The organism is Phenylobacterium sp. (assembly GCF_041916435.1).
Taxonomy (GTDB): Bacteria; Pseudomonadota; Alphaproteobacteria; order Caulobacterales; family Caulobacteraceae; genus Phenylobacterium.
The window spans coordinates 682,584-700,370 of record NZ_JAYRZM010000002.1 but is presented as its reverse complement, the minus strand read 5'-3'; the positions used below and the strand labels follow the sequence as shown (position 1 = coordinate 700,370).

Genomic DNA, 17,787 nt, shown 5'->3' with positions numbered 1-17,787 from the left:
CGCCCTGTCGCGTCCTTTCACCCTCGACGACCTCCTGTCGCTGGAGCGCCTGGACCAGGCCCAGTTCACACCGGACGGCCGCAAGCTGGTGATCCAGACCGAGGCCGCCTACGACACGGCCGCGCGGTTCGATTTTGACCAGTTCAGCGCGCCCCTGCTCGGCCGCCTCAAGATCGCCGATGTCGGGTCGGGGCGCCCCGCCCACGACCTGATCGCGCCCGAGCCGGGCGCCGGCTATCTCGCCGGACCGATCTCACCGTCCGGCCGGTCCATGGCTGTTCAGCGCCTCAAGGGCGGCGACTGGGATACGGGTGTCGTCGATCTCGCCACCGGGCAGGCGCGCTGGCTGAAGGTCCCGGCCGAGACCGCCGTCTGGGGGCGCAGCCTCCAGTGGCGCTCGGAGACCCGGCTTATCGCCCTGGCCCTGGCGCCGGGCCAGATGCCGCTGCGGCTGCGGACCATCCGCCAGACGACCGGCCAATTGACAGCCTTGTGGCGGGCGGCGGCGCTGGGCGGGGCGACCACTCGCGAGATCGGAAGCGGCCGCGACCTTAGGGTATGGCCCAAGCCGGTCCAGGTCCGGCTCGCGGAGATCGACGTCACCACGGGCGTTGTCCACGACCTCGCCCGGGGCGCCTTCATCGACTTCGAGCTGTCCCCCGACGGCCGCTATGCCGCCGTTCTCGCCAACACCGAGCCGGAACAGCCTGGCCCCGACGATCTCGTCCGGGTCGGGACACCGGGACGGCGCCGCGTCCTGCAGCTCGTCGACCTCGTGACCGGCGCGGTGAGCGCGCCCCTCCCCGATCGCGACCTCCTCAGCCACCTCCTCGCCTGGTCACCCCGCGGCGATCGCCTCCTGGTCTTCGGGCGCAAGGCCGGCGCCGCCTGGTCGGAGGGAGATTTCCTGACCGTGGACGCCCCCTCCGGCGCGGTGGCGACGCCAGCCCTTGGACGCGCCAGCGCGCAAGTCGACGTCCCCAACGCCGGCGGCGTCAGCGTCGCGCGGGGCGCCTGGATGGGCGATGCGCCTGTCGTGTACGGACACCTGGCCGGCGCGGCGTCCGAGCGGGCCGACTGGATCCGCCTCGGTCACACCCGCGCCGTCAACCTGACCGCTAGCCTTCCGACGGTCCCAGCGCATCTCGCCAGCGCCAACGAGCATCACCTCGACCTGGTCGCGGACGGCGCCCTCTTTCGGATCGACGCGTCCGGCCACGCCGCACGTCTGCTCAAGTCGCCAGGCCTGAAGGAGGTGGCGAGCCCGAAGTTCGGCGACGGGGACCGCCTCGACATCAACGCCCCGCCGGGCGCTGGCGGGTTCTGGGTCCAGGACGGCGCCGTCGCGCGTCACGTCCTCGCCGCCCAAGTCGACCCACCCCTGGCCCTCGGACCAGGCCAACAGCTCATCGCCTCCAGCGATGTCGCCCTGGGGCTGAAGGCGCGCGACGCGCAAGGCGTCACCGAAGTCTCCATCCGCACCTCAACGGGCCTTTGGACGGTCGCGGCGGTCAATTCCCGCCTCGCCGAGGTCGATCCGACCCCCGTCCTGCCGATCCGGCACAACAGCCCCGGCGGTCGCGCCGTCACCAGCTGGCTCTACCTGCCGCCGCCTTTGTCCACGGTGGGCCGCAAGCCACCGCTGATCGTCCTGCCCTACCCGGGCGCCGCCTATGACACGCCGCCTGGACGCTACGCCCCCGACGCCCTCGTCTTCACGCCCAACGCTCGCCTCCTCGCGGCGCACGGTTTTGCGGTGCTGGCGCCGAGCCTGCCGGCGGATCATGCGCCGGGCGAGCCCGCCGAGGGCCTCGCCGATCAAGTCCTCGCCGAGGTCGACGCGGTGCTCGCCCAGGGCCTCGCCGATCGCGACCGGCTGGCCCTTTGGGGCCACAGCTACGGCGGCTATGGCGCGTTGGTGATCGGCGCCGAGACCAATCGGTTCAAAGCGATCATCGCCCAGGCCGCCAAGACAGACCTCGCCGCGGGGTGGGGAGTGATCTCGCCGTTCTTCCGCGCCAATCCGGACGAGGGCCCAATGCTGAATGGCGATATCGGCTGGACGGAGTCCGGTCAGGGCGGCCTCGGGGTCCCACCTTGGCGTGACCCTGACCGCTATCGCCGCAACAGCCCCTTCTTCCTGGCCGACAGGATCCAAACGCCGGTCCTGTTGATCCAAGGTGACCAGGACTTCGTGGCGCTCTCCCAGGCCGAGGCGATGTTCGCCGCCCTCTACCGGCAAGGCCGCGACGCGCGCCTGATGACCCTGTTCGGCGAAGGCCACGTCATCGGCAGTCCGGCCAATGTGCGCGCGATCTACGAGACCGCGCTGCCCTGGCTGGATCGGGCGCTCAATGGGCCGGCCGGTCTCGATGGGGCGCCAAGCAGCGCGCCTAGGGCCAGCGCCGCGCCCATATCTCCATCACCATGAGCTGTTGGATCGCGGCGTAGGCGCCAACGCTGATCAGTTGCTCGGCGGTCAGAGCCGCCTCCAGGGCGGCGCCGTCGAGAAGGCCCGCTTTGGCCAGCCGTCCGTCCAGCAGGAACGGACGCAAGGCGGCCAGGCTTCGGCCGATCGCGCGGCCGTAATGGGCGGTCAGGTCGCCCTTGGCGCGCCGCTCGAGAATGGCCCGAGGCAATCGCTCGCTGAAGGCGCTTCTGGCGAGCGCCCGCCCGCGGCCGCCGGCGGTCAGGACGCTCACCGGCAAGGCCAGGCAAGTCTCCAGGAGCGGCTGAGCCAGCAAGGGGTGCAACTGGTCCGCACGGCGCGCCCGCAAACTCCCCCCATGCGCCGCTTGGGCGTAGGCCAGGGCGCGGATGTGCAAGGCCTTGGCGGGCGGTACGTCGTCGAGGTCCTCCAGCCAGGCGTGACGCGGGCGCCTTGCCGGTGCGCGAAGCGACTTCGCCAACAACGACGAGCCGACCGGCCGCTCCGCGGCGAAGCCGCCGAGCGCCGCGCGGCGCGCCACCGACCAGACCGACTGGCGCGAACCGCGCGCGATCGCCAGCGCCTCGCCCAGCCACCGGCCAGGCCCCGACAAGGCGGCGGAGCCGTCGCACAGGGCCAGGGGCGTCACCATCTGCAGAAAGACCGCATCGCCCCCCTGCCCGGTCATCAGGCTGTCGACGCCGAGTTCGCCGATCAACGCGGCCATGGCGGCGTCATGGGCATGGTCCAAGGCGCTGAGGCTAGGACGCCAATCCAAGGGCTGCGCCGCCAGCGCCTCCAGAGCGTAGGCGAAATCGGACTTCGCCATCTCCGTCACGGCTAAGCCGAGCCACGAGGCGACGCACCGGGCCATCGGCCGCTCATCGCTCTCCGGCTCCGCCGCACGGACGTTGATCCAGGCCGCGACGTCGACGTCGCCATCGCCCGCGCGCGTAAGGGCCGAGGCCACGATCGCGGAGTCCAGCCCACCGGAAAGCTCGGCCGCCAAACGCCCGCTGGCGCGTCCCATCGCGCCGACGCAGCCGTCGACTACGGCCGCCAGCTCGGCGCCATCGTCAATCCTTGGGCGCCCGTCTCGTCGGGCGTCGCGAACCACCTTCGCCGGCGTCCAGAGGCGCAAGGGCGTCCTAGTCGCGGGCCAGAGCGTTCCTGCGGATGTGGCGGCCACCCCCTTCAGCGCCAGGGTGTCGTGGGCTCGAAGCGGCTCCTGCAGCTGGTGCGCCACCTCCTCCCAATCGATGGCGATCGGCGCCGCCAAGCCCTCCGCCCAGGGGCCCGCCCGCGTCGAGGCCACGACATCGACACCCCAGGCGCGCCACCGCACGGCCTCGAGCGCGCCCCCGGGGTCGCGCGCGACGGAGAGGCGATCACCCGCCCGCCATAGGGCGACGTAGCGCCCCCAATAGCAGTCGAAGAGAAGCTCCGTCGCAGCCCGCTCATCACCCGGAAGGCTCAGTTCGCCAGCCGCCGTCCGGAAGGTCGAAGTTTCATAGAGATCGCCAATGACCCAGCCGGGCCTTCCCAGGATCGGGCGGACGGCCAGCGGCCTCGGCGTCTCCAGCGCCAGCATCAAGCCCGGCATGGGTTCCAGGAGTCGCCACGTCGGCGCGCGCCGGGCTTGCTGGCGCACCGCCTCCAGTTTGGACGCCGCCAAGGCGTTGGCGGGATCCCAGGCGAGAACGCCGTAACGCTTCATCGTCACACGACCAGGATCGGGGTGAAGGCGCGAACTCGTTCGCAAGCGTCGTCGAGAACCTCGTCGCCGGCCTGCAACCAGCAATGCGCCTGGAAGGGCCAGGTGCTCACACCAAAGACCCAATGCGCGTCGAAGCCGTCCGCACGCAGGAAGGCCAGCAGCAAGAAGCACCGGTAGAGACACTCCCCCTGGAACGGGATCCAAGGCAACAGGCGCTGGAATTCGGAGACCCGGACCGCGCAGGCTTGGCGATCCGGATTCGGCGCCGGAATGCGCGCCTCTTCGGCGAACCTGACCAAGTGGCGCATCCGCCGGCCCCAAAAGTGAAGCGCGACCACGACGAGCGCGCGCGCCATCAGAACCAGGGCCTTCGCGCTCAAAGGCGCCGGCGCTTCGGCGAGGAGGGTCCGCGTCGGGATCTCAATCGTGTCGGCCCGAGGATCCGCCGGTCCTGTCGAGACCTCGAAGAGGTTCGCTTCCACCAACGCCTCGCCGATTTCACGGTCGGCGGGCTCGAATGACCCGCAGGCCAGACGAACAGCAACCGCGGCGAGGTCCGGAAGGCAGACATAGTCTCCGGTCGGCAGGTCCAGCACCACGAGGTCCGAACCGACCTCGGCGAGGTGGACCTTCGTGAGCGGGCGGTAGGTCATGGCGTTCATCCGGGCTCGACGGGAGACCACCGGCGCCGGCCGGAGCCAGCGCCGGATCGCTTCAGCCCTGCTCGCGGGTGAAATTCGCCAGCTCTAGGCCGACGCCGTCGATGCCCCGCGTGAGGCGCTTGGCGGAGCCGACGCGGATCAGCTTGAACGTCGTGGTCTTGGTCATCTCGATCTCCTTCCTTCGGAGCCGCGATGTCGCGGCCACAAGATGGAGCGCCGCGCGGAACGGACATTCAAACTATATTTTCAATATATTTCTGGTGGTTATGGCCGCCTTCTAAGAGTGGCGCACACGTCGTTCGCGACCGAACAGCGGCGTCTGTGGAAGCGGCGCAACTCCCCGCGCAACTCGCCCCAATCCCCAGCGTCCAACAGCGCGGCCAAGCGCCGAATTTCCGGCTCAACGCCAGCCAGCACCCGAGCTTCGACCCGCCGCGCCGGGCCCAGGCGCGTGGCCAAGGCTTGATGCCACGATCGAAGCGCCATGCGCCCGCTCGCCTTGATGATGCGATCGAGCACCATCTCGGCAGCCGTCGCCAGGTCCGCCATCGACTCTTCCGCCGGATTTTGAGGCGACAATGATGCAACGTCGGCCGTCTTCCCCTTCCGCTCCGCCGTGGCCAAGGAGACTACGGCGAACCCGAGCTGCAGGTGCTCGAGATCATAGAGTTCGGCCAAGTCGTTGGCGTCCAGCCGCGCGCTGAAGAACCCGCGCCCCCGGCGGTCCTCGATGAGACCCTCACCCACCAGGCGCGCCAGCGCCTCGCGCACCGGCGTTGGACTAAGGTCGAGGTCTCTCGCAATGTCGACGATCGCCAGAGGTTGGCCTTGGCCGAAGACTCCGGCCCGCAACCGCTCGCGTAGACTCGCCAGCGCACGTCCGAATGGATCGCCATCCCTGATCAAGCCGTCACCGCAATCACGTGTTGATGTTGACGGGTCAAAAAGTCCGCATCAACGGAAAGCGATCAACAAGAAAAACGCAGAAGTTGGAATTTTTCTTTGAGCATCCAGATCACCTTCGCTTTAATGAATGATTATTGCGTGACCAGCGCAACCTTCTTGCGCTTTCAATATTTGCTTGTGCTCAAAATTTCGCGGGGAGACACTTTCTCTTGCAGATCAACAGGGGTGAAGCGCCTCGACTCAGGATTCTGCCACCAAGGCATTGATCCATCGTCGCGCGCCAGCGAGGTTGCGCCCTTAGACCGGTGCTACCTTTACGCGTTGAGCCCATGTCCCAAGAGCGTCCCCCGGAATCTGCGCGGCGAACCTTCATCGGTCAGGTCCTACGGATGATCCGCCAGGCACGGCGCCTGCGCACACGCGACGTGGGCGCCGCGATGGGTATCGGCCAGCGCACCTACGAGTACCTGGAAGCGGGCAAAACCCAAGCCACCCTCGAACGCCTCAGGCTCTTCGCCGCTGCAACGGGAAGCGACATCAATGGAATAATGGCCGCATACGGAATCGGCTCGGTCGCCTTCGGTCTCCGCGCGGCGGACAACAAGCTCGTCACCGCCTTCCTCATCAGACTCCAGGAATTCGACCAGGACCTGGGCGATGACGTCGCAATTCTCGATGCGGCGTCATGCATCGCCGCCTTCGACGAAGCGTTCCAGCAATTGACCGAGGAGGTGCGCCGGCGGACCGCGGCGCGAGACGCCTTGCGCAAGTTGAATGGTGAATGGCGCGAAGGAGACGACGAAAGCTAGCCGCCCCAGACGCCCCGATCTTAGAGACAAGACTTCGAGCGCCCTCACCAAACCCTGGTCGGCGGCGCGCCCGTACGGCGATCCGATTTGCACGCGCTCACCGCCGCAAATTCGCCGCGCAAAGCGCGCGCCTTCACACCCGAGCTTCGCCCAGTCATTCCTTGGCGGCCTGCCGCCAGCGCGGACGGCAACGCCCGCCAGCGATCGCTCGCCGACTCCGCCGGGCCGATGAACAAGGTTCCGATCTCATGAACACGGCCTTCCTGCTCATGGCCCAATATGATGGTGCGGCTGTCATTCCGGTCCAGTTGGTCTGCCGCGACTACTTTTCTCACCTGACGCCAGCCAAGCTGGTGGCGAAGATTTCGGCCGGGGACATCCCTCTGCCCTTGGTTAGAATCGAAGCCAGCCAGAAGAGCGCCAAGGGCGTCCATCTCCTGGATCTGGCCGCCTACCTGGACCGGCGTGCGGACGCGGCCCGCAAGGAGTTGCGTGATCTCACTCGCTAGTCGCGGCGCGCCTTGACGCGCCGCGCGATGGGGGCTCACGCGCTTGGCGGTTGGGCGCTGTCCGCTTGGACGTTCGCACCGCCTGTCTGGCGCATCGAGGTGGGCCTCGCCGGTCTTCGCGCGCCCGGCGAGGCGGATTGGATCAGCGGCTGTTGGCTGCGCGATGCGCAAGGAAGTCCGCCATCGCCGCCTTCGGCTCACCCCCCTGGGCCGCGGCTTCGAAGGCATCGATCCCAGCAGCGATCGCGGCCCGTAGCGGCAGATCTTCCCAAGAGCGGATAAGGCGCTTCTGAAGGCGCACAGCCTTCGGCGTGCAAGCACCGAGCTGCTCCAGCCACCTGTCGATCACCGCGTCCAAGCCGCCTGGCGGGGCGATGCGTTCGACAAATCCCCAAGCCTGCGCCTCGGCGGCTGTGAACGTATCGCCGAACAGCAGCAGTTCTCGGGTGCGCCCCCACCCGATCAGCTTGGGAAGAAGCGCAGCCTCGACCACCGAAGGAATGCCAAGTCGGACCTCCGGCATGCCGAACACCGCCGTATCGACCGCGGCGCGCACATCGCAGGCGGCCGCAACCTCGAGCCCGCCTCCGAACGTGTAGCCGTTGATGCGCGCAATTGTCGGCGCCGGCAGGTCACGCAGGGCCTCGCAGCAGCGGTGCACGCGCTTGATGAACTGGCGAGCCTCCACCGGGTCCGTGAACCTGGCCATCTCATCGATGTCGGCGCCGCCGATGAACGCCTTCTCCCCGGCGCCTGTCAGCACAAGGGCGCGTAGATCCCCGTCTGCAGCCAAGGCCTCCACGGCCCCGGCAAGGGCCTCCATCAGCGGCGTGTTCATTGCATTGAGCTTTTCGGGACGGTTGATCGTGATCCAAGCCACCCGCCCCGGCGCGTGAGAGATGACATCGACCTGAACAAGATCCTTCGACACGTTCTACGCTCCCGACTTCCTGTCCAACGCGCACGCCACAGTTCGCCGCGTCGCGTCTTCACCTGTGACGCGCCAATCCAACTTTGCGCCCCAGGCAACCGACGTGCTTGCTTCGGCCTCTTCGGCGGCGCCCCTGCCTGAATCCACACCCAGACCCGTAGGTGTTCGCGCGCGCCTCGTTTAGAGGACGCCGGCGAGGCGCCCCCTGATGATCGCCTCCGCCTCGCCGATAATCCGGTCAAGGAGTTGCTGGACGGTCGGAAGGTCGTGGATCAGGCCGACGACCATCCCGCAACTCCAGCCTCCAGCGTCCATCTCGCCGTCCTTCATCACTCGCGGGTAGACCCCAGCCACTTCCGGCGCGATGTCCTGGAAGGTGATGTTCGTCCCCAGGTCCCGCTCCTTTTCGAGCAGGCGCTCCACCCCCGCATTGACCAGCACGCGCTCGGTGTTGCGCAGTGGACGCATGATCAGACGGGTGTCCAGCTCGGTCGCGGCGAGGATGGCCTCCTTCACACGGATGTGGACGGGCGCTTCCTGGGTGGCGATGAACCGAGTGCCCATATTGATGCCGTCAGCCCCCATGGCGAGCGCCGCCACCAGGCCGCGGGCGTCAGCCAGACCCCCGGACGCCACAAAGGGAATCTTCAGCTCGTCAGCCGCACGGGGCAGCAGAATGAAGTTTGGAACATCGTCCTCCCCTGGGTGACCGCCGCACTCGAAGCCGTCGATGCTCAGGGCGTCGACGCCGACGGCCTCCGCCTTGAGCGCATGGCGAACGGAGGTGCACTTGTGGATCACCTTGACGCCCGCCGCCTTAAGCGGAGGCATCCATTTCTGAGGGTTGTTTCCAGCCGTCTCGACGATCTTAATTCCGCCATCGATGATGGCCTGGACGTACCCTGGGTAGTCCGGCGGGTTGACGGACGGCAGGAACGTCAGATTCACGCCGAACGGCTTGTCCGTCAGCGTCCGGCACTTACGAATTTCGGCCGCCAGATGGGCCGGTGTGGGTTGGGTGAGCGAGGTGATCAGGCCAAGGCCGCCGGCGTTCGCGACCGCCGCAGCCAGCTCCGCGAATCCCACGTAATGCATGCCCCCTTGGATGATCGGTCGCTCAATCCCGAACAGTTCCGTGATGCGTGTCTTCAAGCGCCCGCCCTCCCTCTCGCGGCAGCCGGCGCCGCTGCGGGGGCTCCGACGCCGGAACCCTGAACCGCACAAATCAGGATGTCGATCGACATGCTGATTGTCAATTCGGACTTCCGCGGTCGACGACCTGCGCCCCTTGCCCTCAGCTTCAAGGCTCGGCGGTCGAGCTATCCGTCAGCGTTGCGGCCTTCGCGGACCTGGCGCTCGAGGGACAGGATCGACCGACGGGCCTGCTTGAGGATCGCGTCGCTTTGCGCCGTCCCGCGGAAGACCCGTGAAAGCACGAGTGCGCCAACCATGGTGCTCCATGCGGCCAGGGCGGCGTTCTCTGCCTCCAGGCCGCCGCCGAAGGCGTCCGACATGTGCTTGAAGGCAATCTCGGCCCGCTGGCTCATCAAAGCGCGGACCTTGGGGTCATCGGAGCGCGCGACATCTGCTGCGAGCGCGGCAATGGCGCAACCGCCTCCGGTGCGGTCACGGTGCGCCGGGCTAAGATAGGGATTGACGATCGCCTTCACCGATCCGGCCCCGTCTTGAGTGGGGCGGGCATGGTACTCAGCCTCGCCAAGCTCGAGCGCCCGGTCCAAGGCCGCGGCGATAAGATCCGCTCGCGACGGAAAATGGCCGTAGAAGGCGCCATGCGTAAGCTGCGCCGCCCTCATCAATTCGGAGATGCTGACGCTATCGAAGCCGCCTTCGCGCACTTGCGTTGCGGCTGCATCCAGGATGCGTTCTCGGCTTTGAGCCTTCTCGAGCTGTGAGTGTCCCACCGAACTCTCTCCCAATAAGACGGCTTGACATTAGCATGATGACTATCATGTTAATGTTTCTGCATGATAAATAACATGCTGATGTGAATCGATGAAATCGGCCTGCGCCGCCGAAAGTCGCGCAGGTCGCGCACCCCGCCCACTCCGCTTCGTCGGCGCGGCGGTGTAAGCAGGACGAGGGAGATGAATGATGTCGGCCGATGAAGACGCCGCCCCGCAGGGCGGCCGGATCTCCGCTACGCGCGAAGGCCACGTCGAGCGTCTCACCATCTCCAACCCCGGACGGAAGAACGCCCTGACCCAGGTGATGTATCGCGATCTGGCCGATGCGTTACTGGCCGCAGCAAGAACCCCCGAAGTCGCCGTCGTCGTCATCGAAGGGCGCGGCGGCGTCTTCACCAGCGGCAATGACGTTTCCGACTTTAGCGCCGGCCCCAGCGACGGCCCCACTGGGGTGGCGATGTTCCTTGACGCGATCATCGCCTACCCGAAGCCGATCATCGCCAAGGTCGAAGGCCTAGCGATCGGCATCGGCACGACCATGTTGCTCCACTGCGACCTCGTCTATGCGGCCGAGGATGCCCGCTTCCAGCTGCCGTTCGTCAATCTCGGACTGGTGCCGGAGGCGGCCTCCTCCTACCTCTTGCCGCGGCTGATGGGCCAAGCCCGCGCCGCTGAACTCCTGATGTTCGGAGAGATGTTCTCGGCCCAGACCGCGCTTGAACTAGGCGTGGTAACGAGCGTCCACCCGGCTGACGATCTCGCCCGCCATGTCTGCGCGCGCGCCGCCGCCCTTGCGACGAAAGCCCCGAACGCCCTTGAGCGGACGAAGGCGCTACTGCGCAGCCTGCCAGAGGGCGGCGTGCGTGGGCGGATGGCGGAGGAGGCGGCCGCATTTGCGACCTGCCTTGCCGGCTCGGAATTCAAGGAAGCAATCACCGCCTTCCGGGAGAAGCGGGCGCCCGTATTCGCTTCGGTTTGATCTACACTCACCGCCTCGAGATTGGGCGCACAAGCGTCCTGCGCCGATCCTGGAGCCCGACATATGTCTGACCTCGACGCTATGATCGTCTCGCACTACGGACCGGCGCCGCTGGCGACGAGGCCGGCGGATACTGGCGATGCGGATAGCTCTGGCGTTCCAATCGCCGGGGCGGACGAGTTTCACCTGGGAGGCCGCCAAGCGACAGCTGCGGTCGGAGAGGCCCTGGAGTTGGGGCCGGACCATCGCCTTCTCGACATCGGCTGCGGCTTTGGCGGACCCGCGCGCCACTTCTGTGCGAGGTTCGGCTGCGAGGTGGTCGGGCTGGACCTGACGCCCAGCTTTGTCGAGGCCGCGGTGGCGCTTACTCAGCGCGCCGGACTGGCGGGGCGGGTGTCCTTCCATTTGGGAAGCGCTCTGGACCTACCGTTCGAACCTGAAACGTTCGACCGCGTGGTGATGCTCCATGTCGGGATGAACATCGCCGACAAGGTGGGCCTCGCGCACCAGATTCGCCGCGTTTTGGCGCCGGGCGGACGTTTCGCGATCTATGATGTAATGCGCACGGGCGAAGGCGAGGTCGACTATCCCGTCGCCTGGGCGTCGGACGCTCGCATGTCATTTGTCGCGACACCCACGGAGTACAGGCAGGCCTGCGGCGAAGCCGGGCTGACAGTCGTCGACGAACGCTCGCTGCGCGACCAGGTTCTGGCGCAGCTGAAAGCTGGCGCCGTGTCCGCCAGCGTCCCGCCAGGGCCGTTTGGTCCGTCCTTGTTGATGGGCGAGTCTGCGCCACTGAAGCTTCAGAACATGCGCAAGGCGATCGAGGCGGAAATCCTCGCGCCGATCCTGTTGGTCGGGCATGGCGGCTGAAGGCTATCGCGCCGATGCGGCTCGCCACGGCGAACGTCCGATGCGGCTCCAGCGCGCCCTTCCATTGCGGTAGACCCCGCCAACCCGTCGCCTTGAGTTCGGCCTAGCCGGGGGCGAGAGCGCCGATCTCCCCCAAGGCTGGAGAAGCCTCAGCCCGCCTGCGCTTGAATATGGGTTCAACATCGATTGAATGGCGCAGACCGAGCGCGGCGCGGCCGTGCAAGACTCGCCTCTGATCGCAGCGATTGACGACGTGTCGAGTTCTTCGGTCTTGGTCGACAGTCAGACGCGGACGCTGCCGATTTCGTTTGCAGAAATGATCGCGAGCGCAAGTGCGAGGGTGCGTCCGTATCGCTCGAGACTCAAGCCGACCAGCGGTCCAACAACAGTGGATGATCGGCGCAGAAGCGCTCGAACCGCTCCTTGGCCAGAGTTTTGAGCACCTCGGTCGATGCATCGTTCGCCTTGTCGAGCGCCACGCGCTTCTGCTCCTGGGCGTTCAGCTCAACGTCTGCGCGGAAGATTCGGTCGGCCCCCAACACCAAGTCGGCCTGACGGCCAGCAAGGGACATCTGAGCCCGCATGGTTGTGGTCAACAACCGCTTGTCCTTCAGCCAGTCGCGCAGGCCCCAGGCGTTTCCCACCAGATGACCGGGAAGCCGAGCACTGACTTGGGTCGAACCGACCACCAGCATCGTCACCTTGTCACGGGGCCATCCGCGGCCATGAACGGCCTCGACCGCCGCCAACGATTCGGGTGAGTTGGCGATCAGGCCTCCATCTGCATAGAGCCGATGATCGGCGACCTGGGGCGGCAGGAACCAAGGCGCCGCGGAGGTGGCCAGCGCAGCTTCGCGGACGGTCTGTGTCCGTGTCGGATTATTGGGCCCGTTTCCGAACAGGTAGGCTTCGCCGCCCGTCACATTGACCGCCGGGACCAGAACCTGGTGCTGCAGAGTCGACAGCGTCGCATCGCCGAAGATCTGCTTCAGCTTGGCTGCAAGTGGGGCGACGTCGTGCTTGGGCTTTAGGAGGCCAAACCCCGGCCGGCCGAACAGCTGAGGACCAAGCTCGGTCAGCAACTGAGGCAGGTCGGCGGCGTTCATCCCCTTGGCTAGCCCCAGAGCCAGCAGTCCGCCAATAGACGTCCCGGCGATCAGGTCAAAACGCTGGCCAAGCTGGCCGCCGCCGAGACGCGTCTCTAGCCGCGCCAGGAACTCCGCCGCAAATAGGCCAGCGTATCCCCCGCCGCAGATCGCCAGCACCCGACGGTCGGGCTGCTCTAGGTCGGGTAGCTCTTCGCGGTCCATACGTCGTGCTGTCGAAGGCCGGTGACCTGATCGTGCCAAGCTTCGCGCGGAGCAATGTAGTCGAGGTTCTTTTCCAAGGCGACGGCGACGACCGTGAGGTCGTAGGGATTGATACCGGCCGGCAACGCCTTTCCAAGGCTTGCGCGCACCGCGCTCCAGCGTCTGGCCGCCGGCAAGTCGTAGCTATGTAGCCGCGGGCCGAAATCGGCGGGGACCTCCGAGGTGAGCACCTCCACCCAGCGCCGGCGCTGTTGCACATCGACCTTAGCCTCGGCCTGAGCCAGGACTTCACCGATGCTCATCGCAGTCACGTGCAGATGATCCTCGTCTTCACGCCGAGCAAGCCAGTCATGCAGCACAGCATCCTTGGCGATGAATCCACGCAGGGCCTTCGTCCCAAGCAGCAGCTCGCTCACTCCGTTCCGAGCTCCGGCAAGTCATCGAGGCCCGGCAGGGATCCATGCTGCAGGATTGGCATGTCCGTGTCAGAAAGGTTCATAGCAAGGTAGCGCTGCGACAGGCCTTTCGCAGAGGTCGGATCCACGGTCTCCTGGAGGTAGCGGCGTGAAACCACGACCAAGTCATCGCCGTCGCGTTGGACGACCTGCGGTCGCTCACGAGCATCTTCCAGCAAAGTCTTGAAGTGACTGCGCGCCCGGCTGCTCACCCATCGGTCCGGCGTGGAATCGATTATGTGCAACAGGCTCAACGAGGGGCCAAAGTCCGCCGCCCGTCCATGCCATCTGAAGCTCTTGAGTAGCGAGGAATGGGGAACTAGCGGCGCAGGCTCCAGGCTCTCGAACACCCGGGTGATGATCATGGGGCGAAGCTTATTGAGCTTCACCTCCATAATCGCCGACAGGTGCTCGAGCTCTGCGAGCGGCTCGAAATAGTTGATGAGGTCACCCACCTCGCCGCGGTCGACAGCGCAGACATCGAGCCAGTGCAGGTGGCGGCGGCGCTCGCGGGCGATCACGACGACCTTGTACATGCTCCTGGCGGTGCCAAGGACATGGACGCGGTTATGCGTGTGCGAACCCTTGTCCGTGTCCTCGTGCAAACGCACCCACTCGGCCAGGGTCTGGATGAAGTCCTCGGTGACTTCGTCACCGCCCCGCCCAAGGATCTCGAGCGGTTGGCGCTGGAAGGCGATGGTGGGATCGGACATCAGATCCTAGGCGTGGAAGGACAAACGAAGCGTACAAGCTCTTGTGCATATTGTACAACACCGACCCTTCATCAAGGGTTTCCGCTGGCCAGGGATCCGCGCCCTTCGATTCGGCCAATCCGCCCGCGGCATGCGCGCCCTGAAGCGCCCAGGAAAGCCCAGGCGGTCTATCGCGAGCAGGTCCGACCACGGACTGGCTCCAGCCTGCGGGTTCATTTCTCTTTCTGGCGCCGACCAGACGTCACCCGACGAGGCCGTGATTCCTTCTGACCAGCACGAAGGCTCTCCCAGACGACGCTCGCGCCGCACCTTTCCCCTCGTGGGCTCGATCCTTTAGAGCCGAGCTAGTGGACCGTGACGGCTCGACCCGACCTCGGCGCCGACCAGGCGCGCCACAACGTCTCCGCCATCAGACGCTTCGGCGGCGCGCCGCGTCCACCAAGGGCGTGCAGTTCGTTGGGCTCTACGGTCGCCGCCCACGCGGCGGCCAAAACGCCCGGGATCAACCCCGTCTCGTCCGGACTTGCGGGATCGCTCGACCAGTCAAAGGCGATCTCGAACTGTCCAGGCTTGCGTTGGCGAAGGGCGACGTCCGCCGATCGTGACAAGCATTCGACAAAGGCCTCGCCGGCCGCCCAGCCCGCAGGAGGACGCAGCCCCACGCGGATGGCCTTCAGGACCTCCGATTCCAGGGCCGGCTCGCATGCTGCGATCGCGACCAGACCGACCACGGCGTCGAACATGCGCATCGGCGTCGGCCGGGCAAGCAAGGGGATGTAACGATCAGCCAAGTCCGGACCGAAGGCGACGGTCATGCGCGCGCCCACCGCCGTCATCCACAAGGTCCGCTCGCGAACGCACGAAAAGGATGGAGTCCATTCCGGCGAAGGCAGGGTGATCGCCATCTCCCGCATCCACCGCGTCGAAGGTGCGCTGGCCGCCATAAGCGACAGCTGTCCAAGCGAACTCGCCAGGCGCCAGTAGTCGGTGAGCGGCTCCAAGTTCGCCGTCGCGCGCCGAACTGTAAGGCCAGGGCGGATCTCATCGACAAGCATGACAGTCCGCGCCGCAGCGAGATAGGCTGACCGGCTCGCGACGTCAGCGTGAGCGGCGATCGCGGCGAAGTCATTTTGGCCCGACGTCAGCGCCTCAATGCGACGCAATCGGTCCCGCGTCTCAACCTGTCGCGCGCGCGTCCACGCGACCAGAACCGTGTCGCGCGCCAAGCTCTCCGCAAGCGATCCGGACCGGACGCCCGCCGGGGCTCCCGGCGCCGCCGTGAGGGGCGTATCGGGCGCCAACCTGAAGTAGGATCCATCTCGCTCGAACCTTACGACGATGGCTTCTCCGCGGCGTGCGCCAAGCTGGCGGAGGACACGTCGTCGAAAACCGCCGTCGCCTCTCAGCCCCGCCGCAAATCCCACGTAGAGCGCGAGCACCTCAAGGTCATTTTCACGTGCCGCACGGAGCTTCTGCGCGCTGTCTCGGCCGTCCATGTTCTTCGCCCGCCGTCGAATTGAAATGATAATGATCATTTAATGGCTAGGCAGAACACAATCCAGCCTCGGCGGCGACCTAGGCGGTGAGGCGTCGGCAGAAGAAATCAATTGCAAGGCTGACGCGGCGTGGCAGGTGTTCGCGAGCCGGATAGAGCAACCATGCTGCGGTGTCGAAGCTCGCCGGGGCCACCTGGTGCTCGGGGAACAGATCGATCAGCCTTCCACTGGCCACATCCTCTCCGATGAGCCAATCGCCCAGGAGGGCCGGTCCCAGGCCGTCCAGCGCCGCGCGGCGCATCGCTGGGGCCGACGATATGATGAGCGGGCCCTGGACGGGCGCCACGTCAATCGCCCCGTCACTCCGCCGAAACGACCACCGTTGGCGAAAATTTGCGTATGGAAAGAGGATGCAGGCTCGGTCGGCGAGCTCTTTCGGGGAGGCAAGCGCTCCTTCACGATCAACATAGCCAGGGCTTGCGACCACTCGATAGCGCGTCGCGAACAACTTCACGCCGACGACATCGGCCCGGGGGCTGGGCGCCAGGCGCAGGGCGACATCTACGCGGTCGGCGACCAAATCGAGGTTCGCATCCGTAAGCAGCAGCTCCAGTTCAAGTCTCGGAAAGGCTTCGCGAAACTCACGTAGGAGCGGAATGACCCGCGCTTCTCCGAACGCGACCGACGCGGTCACTCGCACACGGCCCACAGGGTCCGATCGGGACGAGCGCACCTCGTCAGCGGCGCGCTCGAGCCCGGCGATGAGGGGGGCGATCCGGGCCAGATAAAGCTCGCCTGCCTGGCTCAAGGCGAGACGTCGCGTGGTTCGGTCGAACAGGCGCACGCCCAGTTCGGCTTCCAGCGCCCCGATGCCGCGCGACACGCTCGAGGGGTCGGCGCTGCGCCTACGCGCGGCGGCGGCGAAGCCGCCAGCCTCGGCCACCTCGGCGAACAGCTTCAGAAGCGAAAGGTCCATTCGCCCACACGTCGCATGAATATCCCTCCCCCTCCACAATTTTCGGGACATATGGCGCGGCGTTCGCATCCATTGATGCGAATTTCACATGACTGGACTGCCGGATCGAGCGTTTTTCCGGTCCATGAAGTTCGCCAGAGAGGGGGTCTCCCCTACGAAAGGACCATGTAGTGTTCACCCTCTACTTCCATACCTCACCGAACCCGATGAAGGTCGCACTCATGCTCGAGGAGCTGGGAACGGGCTACGAGGTCGCACCCGTCGACACGCGGCGCGGCGAACAGCACTCGCCCGACTATCTGGCCATCAACCCAAACGGCAAGACGCCCGCCCTACGCGACGGAGCCGTCACTGTCTTCGACTCCAACGCGATCCTACTCTACCTCAGCGAGAAGACGGGACGGTTCGGCGGGCCGGCCGAGGCGCGTAGCGAGCTGCTGTCCTGGCTCATGTTCGTCGCCACTGGCGTCGGCCCCTTCGGCGGCCAGGCGTTCCATTTCAAGCACGTCGCGCCGCAGAACGACTACGCCACAAACCGTTATGTCCGCGAGTTCCAGCGTCACCTCGAGGTGCTCGACTACAGGCTCTCTGACCGCGAGTATATCGTGGGCGGGGAGTACACGATTGTCGACATGGCCGCCTGGGGCTGGATTCGACTGACCGATTTCGTACTGGACGAAGGGTCGCTGGCGCGCTTCACGAACCTTCAGGCGTGGTTCGACCAGGTTGAGCAGCGCAGCGCGGTCCAGCGCGCCAAGGCCCTCGAGACCCAGTTCAAATTCAAGCAGGAAATGGATGAAGAGAGCCTGCGCGCCCTCTTCCCGCAAAACTACGCCGGTCAAGCCGCGTAAAGATCGCCCGGACTACGCCGAATGCTCCAGGACCAACTTCGCGCCCTTGGAGCGGCCGCAACGGATGTCCCCTTCGCCCGCCAGCCGGCGGGCGAAGGGCCACAATTTTCGCGAGACCGTTCACTCGAGGGTGCTGCGAAACGCACGGTCTGGCGCGGAATCGTTCCGTTCCTGGATCATTCGAGCACGGCAGGCCTCTCTGGAAATCCTGCGACTGTGTCCGCCCTAGGGGAATAATGGCGTATCG

The 17,787-nt window shown here is 66.3% G+C and carries 17 protein-coding genes; 6 read left to right on the top strand and 11 right to left on the bottom strand.

Going from position 1 to position 17,787, the window contains the following annotated elements:
• Positions 1 to 88 precede the first annotated feature (88 nt).
• Complete coding sequence (locus ACE3TA_RS08100) at positions 89 to 2,431, top strand: prolyl oligopeptidase family serine peptidase (RefSeq protein WP_374572356.1); 2,343 nt, start codon at positions 89 to 91, stop codon at positions 2,429 to 2,431.
• Here the strand turns inward: ACE3TA_RS08100 and ACE3TA_RS08095 are convergent.
• From ACE3TA_RS08095 to ACE3TA_RS08085, 3 genes are all read right to left on the bottom strand, one after another.
• A complete protein-coding gene (locus ACE3TA_RS08095) occupies positions 2,394 to 4,145 on the bottom strand; it encodes an asparagine synthase-related protein (RefSeq protein ID WP_374572354.1) in 1,752 nt (583 codons plus the stop codon). The two genes, ACE3TA_RS08100 and ACE3TA_RS08095, sit on opposite strands and share 38 nt — an antisense overlap.
• Positions 4,146 to 4,147: 2 nt before the next feature.
• A complete protein-coding gene (locus ACE3TA_RS08090; RefSeq protein ID WP_374572352.1) occupies positions 4,148 to 4,798 on the bottom strand; it encodes a lasso peptide biosynthesis B2 protein in 651 nt (216 codons plus the stop codon).
• A gap of 273 nt (positions 4,799 to 5,071) precedes the next feature.
• Positions 5,072 to 5,713 carry a GntR family transcriptional regulator gene (locus ACE3TA_RS08085; protein WP_374572350.1) on the bottom strand — a complete coding sequence of 214 codons (642 nt, stop codon included), beginning with the start codon at positions 5,711 to 5,713 and terminating at the stop codon, positions 5,072 to 5,074.
• A gap of 329 nt (positions 5,714 to 6,042) precedes the next feature.
• Between ACE3TA_RS08085 and ACE3TA_RS08080 the strand changes: the two genes are divergently transcribed.
• Positions 6,043 to 6,522: a helix-turn-helix domain-containing protein gene (locus ACE3TA_RS08080; protein ID WP_374572348.1), complete on the top strand. Its 480-nt coding sequence runs from the start codon at positions 6,043 to 6,045 to the stop codon at positions 6,520 to 6,522.
• 248 nt (positions 6,523 to 6,770) lie between these two features.
• Positions 6,771 to 7,031: a pyocin activator PrtN family protein gene (locus ACE3TA_RS08075; protein WP_374572346.1), complete on the top strand. Its 261-nt coding sequence runs from the start codon at positions 6,771 to 6,773 to the stop codon at positions 7,029 to 7,031.
• A 142-nt stretch (positions 7,032 to 7,173) separates the two neighbouring features.
• On the opposite strand, the gene ACE3TA_RS08070 is transcribed toward ACE3TA_RS08075, so the two are convergent.
• The 3 genes from ACE3TA_RS08070 to ACE3TA_RS08060 form a co-directional block, all read right to left on the bottom strand.
• Positions 7,174 to 7,962 carry an enoyl-CoA hydratase gene (locus tag ACE3TA_RS08070; protein ID WP_374572344.1) on the bottom strand — a complete coding sequence of 263 codons (789 nt, stop codon included), beginning with the start codon at positions 7,960 to 7,962 and terminating at the stop codon, positions 7,174 to 7,176.
• 180 nt (positions 7,963 to 8,142) lie between these two features.
• Positions 8,143 to 9,114, bottom strand: coding sequence for an NAD(P)H-dependent flavin oxidoreductase (locus ACE3TA_RS08065; RefSeq protein ID WP_374572342.1), 972 nt, complete (start codon positions 9,112 to 9,114; stop codon positions 8,143 to 8,145).
• A 167-nt stretch (positions 9,115 to 9,281) separates the two neighbouring features.
• A complete protein-coding gene (locus ACE3TA_RS08060) occupies positions 9,282 to 9,884 on the bottom strand; it encodes a TetR/AcrR family transcriptional regulator (RefSeq protein WP_374572340.1) in 603 nt (200 codons plus the stop codon).
• Positions 9,885 to 10,074: 190 nt separating this feature from the next.
• Here ACE3TA_RS08060 and ACE3TA_RS08055 point away from each other — a divergent pair, with 190 nt between their 5' ends.
• Entirely contained in the window at positions 10,075 to 10,866 is a 792-nt protein-coding gene (locus tag ACE3TA_RS08055; RefSeq protein WP_374572338.1) for an enoyl-CoA hydratase-related protein, read from the top strand.
• Positions 10,867 to 10,929: 63 nt separating this feature from the next.
• Positions 10,930 to 11,739: a cyclopropane-fatty-acyl-phospholipid synthase family protein gene (locus ACE3TA_RS08050; RefSeq protein WP_374572336.1), complete on the top strand. Its 810-nt coding sequence runs from the start codon at positions 10,930 to 10,932 to the stop codon at positions 11,737 to 11,739.
• 362 nt (positions 11,740 to 12,101) lie between these two features.
• On the opposite strand, the gene ACE3TA_RS08045 is transcribed toward ACE3TA_RS08050, so the two are convergent.
• The 5 genes from ACE3TA_RS08045 to ACE3TA_RS08025 all read right to left on the bottom strand — a co-directional run bounded on the left by ACE3TA_RS08045 (position 12,102) and on the right by ACE3TA_RS08025 (position 16,689).
• Positions 12,102 to 13,049: a CBASS cGAMP-activated phospholipase gene (locus ACE3TA_RS08045; protein WP_374572334.1), complete on the bottom strand. Its 948-nt coding sequence runs from the start codon at positions 13,047 to 13,049 to the stop codon at positions 12,102 to 12,104.
• On the bottom strand, positions 13,022 to 13,465 hold the full coding sequence (locus ACE3TA_RS08040) for a PIN domain-containing protein (protein ID WP_374572332.1): 444 nt from the start codon (positions 13,463 to 13,465) through the stop codon (positions 13,022 to 13,024). Before ACE3TA_RS08040 ends, ACE3TA_RS08045 begins: the two co-directional genes overlap by 28 nt.
• A complete protein-coding gene (locus ACE3TA_RS08035; protein WP_374572330.1) occupies positions 13,462 to 14,217 on the bottom strand; it encodes a hypothetical protein in 756 nt (251 codons plus the stop codon). Before ACE3TA_RS08035 ends, ACE3TA_RS08040 begins: the two co-directional genes overlap by 4 nt.
• A 344-nt stretch (positions 14,218 to 14,561) precedes the next feature.
• Positions 14,562 to 15,752: a hypothetical protein gene (locus ACE3TA_RS08030; protein WP_374572328.1), complete on the bottom strand. Its 1,191-nt coding sequence runs from the start codon at positions 15,750 to 15,752 to the stop codon at positions 14,562 to 14,564.
• 40 nt (positions 15,753 to 15,792) lie between these two features.
• Positions 15,793 to 16,689 (bottom strand): LysR substrate-binding domain-containing protein, encoded by an 897-nt coding sequence (locus tag ACE3TA_RS08025; protein ID WP_374572326.1) that lies wholly within the window; start codon positions 16,687 to 16,689, stop codon positions 15,793 to 15,795.
• Positions 16,690 to 16,859: 170 nt separating this feature from the next.
• On the opposite strand from ACE3TA_RS08025, the gene ACE3TA_RS08020 reads away from it, so the two are divergent.
• On the top strand, positions 16,860 to 17,540 hold the full coding sequence (locus ACE3TA_RS08020; RefSeq protein ID WP_374572324.1) for a glutathione S-transferase family protein: 681 nt from the start codon (positions 16,860 to 16,862) through the stop codon (positions 17,538 to 17,540).
• Positions 17,541 to 17,787 lie beyond the last annotated feature (247 nt).

Excerpts from the sequence above, each read along its gene's own strand:
- ACE3TA_RS08075 (WP_374572346.1), top strand. The coding sequence starts at position 6,771 with ATGAACACGGCCTTCCTGCTCATGGCCCAATATGATGGTGCGGCTGTC.
- ACE3TA_RS08095 (WP_374572354.1), bottom strand. The coding sequence starts at position 4,145 with ATGAAGCGTTACGGCGTTCTCGCCTGGGATCCCGCCAACGCCTTGGCG.
- ACE3TA_RS08025 (WP_374572326.1), bottom strand. The coding sequence starts at position 16,689 with ATGGACCTTTCGCTTCTGAAGCTGTTCGCCGAGGTGGCCGAGGCTGGC.
- ACE3TA_RS08055 (WP_374572338.1), top strand. The coding sequence starts at position 10,075 with ATGTCGGCCGATGAAGACGCCGCCCCGCAGGGCGGCCGGATCTCCGCT.
- ACE3TA_RS08050 (WP_374572336.1), top strand. The coding sequence starts at position 10,930 with ATGTCTGACCTCGACGCTATGATCGTCTCGCACTACGGACCGGCGCCG.
- ACE3TA_RS08030 (WP_374572328.1), bottom strand. The coding sequence starts at position 15,752 with ATGATCATTATCATTTCAATTCGACGGCGGGCGAAGAACATGGACGGC.
- ACE3TA_RS08090 (WP_374572352.1), bottom strand. The coding sequence starts at position 4,798 with ATGACCTACCGCCCGCTCACGAAGGTCCACCTCGCCGAGGTCGGTTCG.
- ACE3TA_RS08045 (WP_374572334.1), bottom strand. The coding sequence starts at position 13,049 with ATGGACCGCGAAGAGCTACCCGACCTAGAGCAGCCCGACCGTCGGGTG.
- ACE3TA_RS08080 (WP_374572348.1), top strand. The coding sequence starts at position 6,043 with ATGTCCCAAGAGCGTCCCCCGGAATCTGCGCGGCGAACCTTCATCGGT.
- ACE3TA_RS08035 (WP_374572330.1), bottom strand. The coding sequence starts at position 14,217 with ATGTCCGATCCCACCATCGCCTTCCAGCGCCAACCGCTCGAGATCCTT.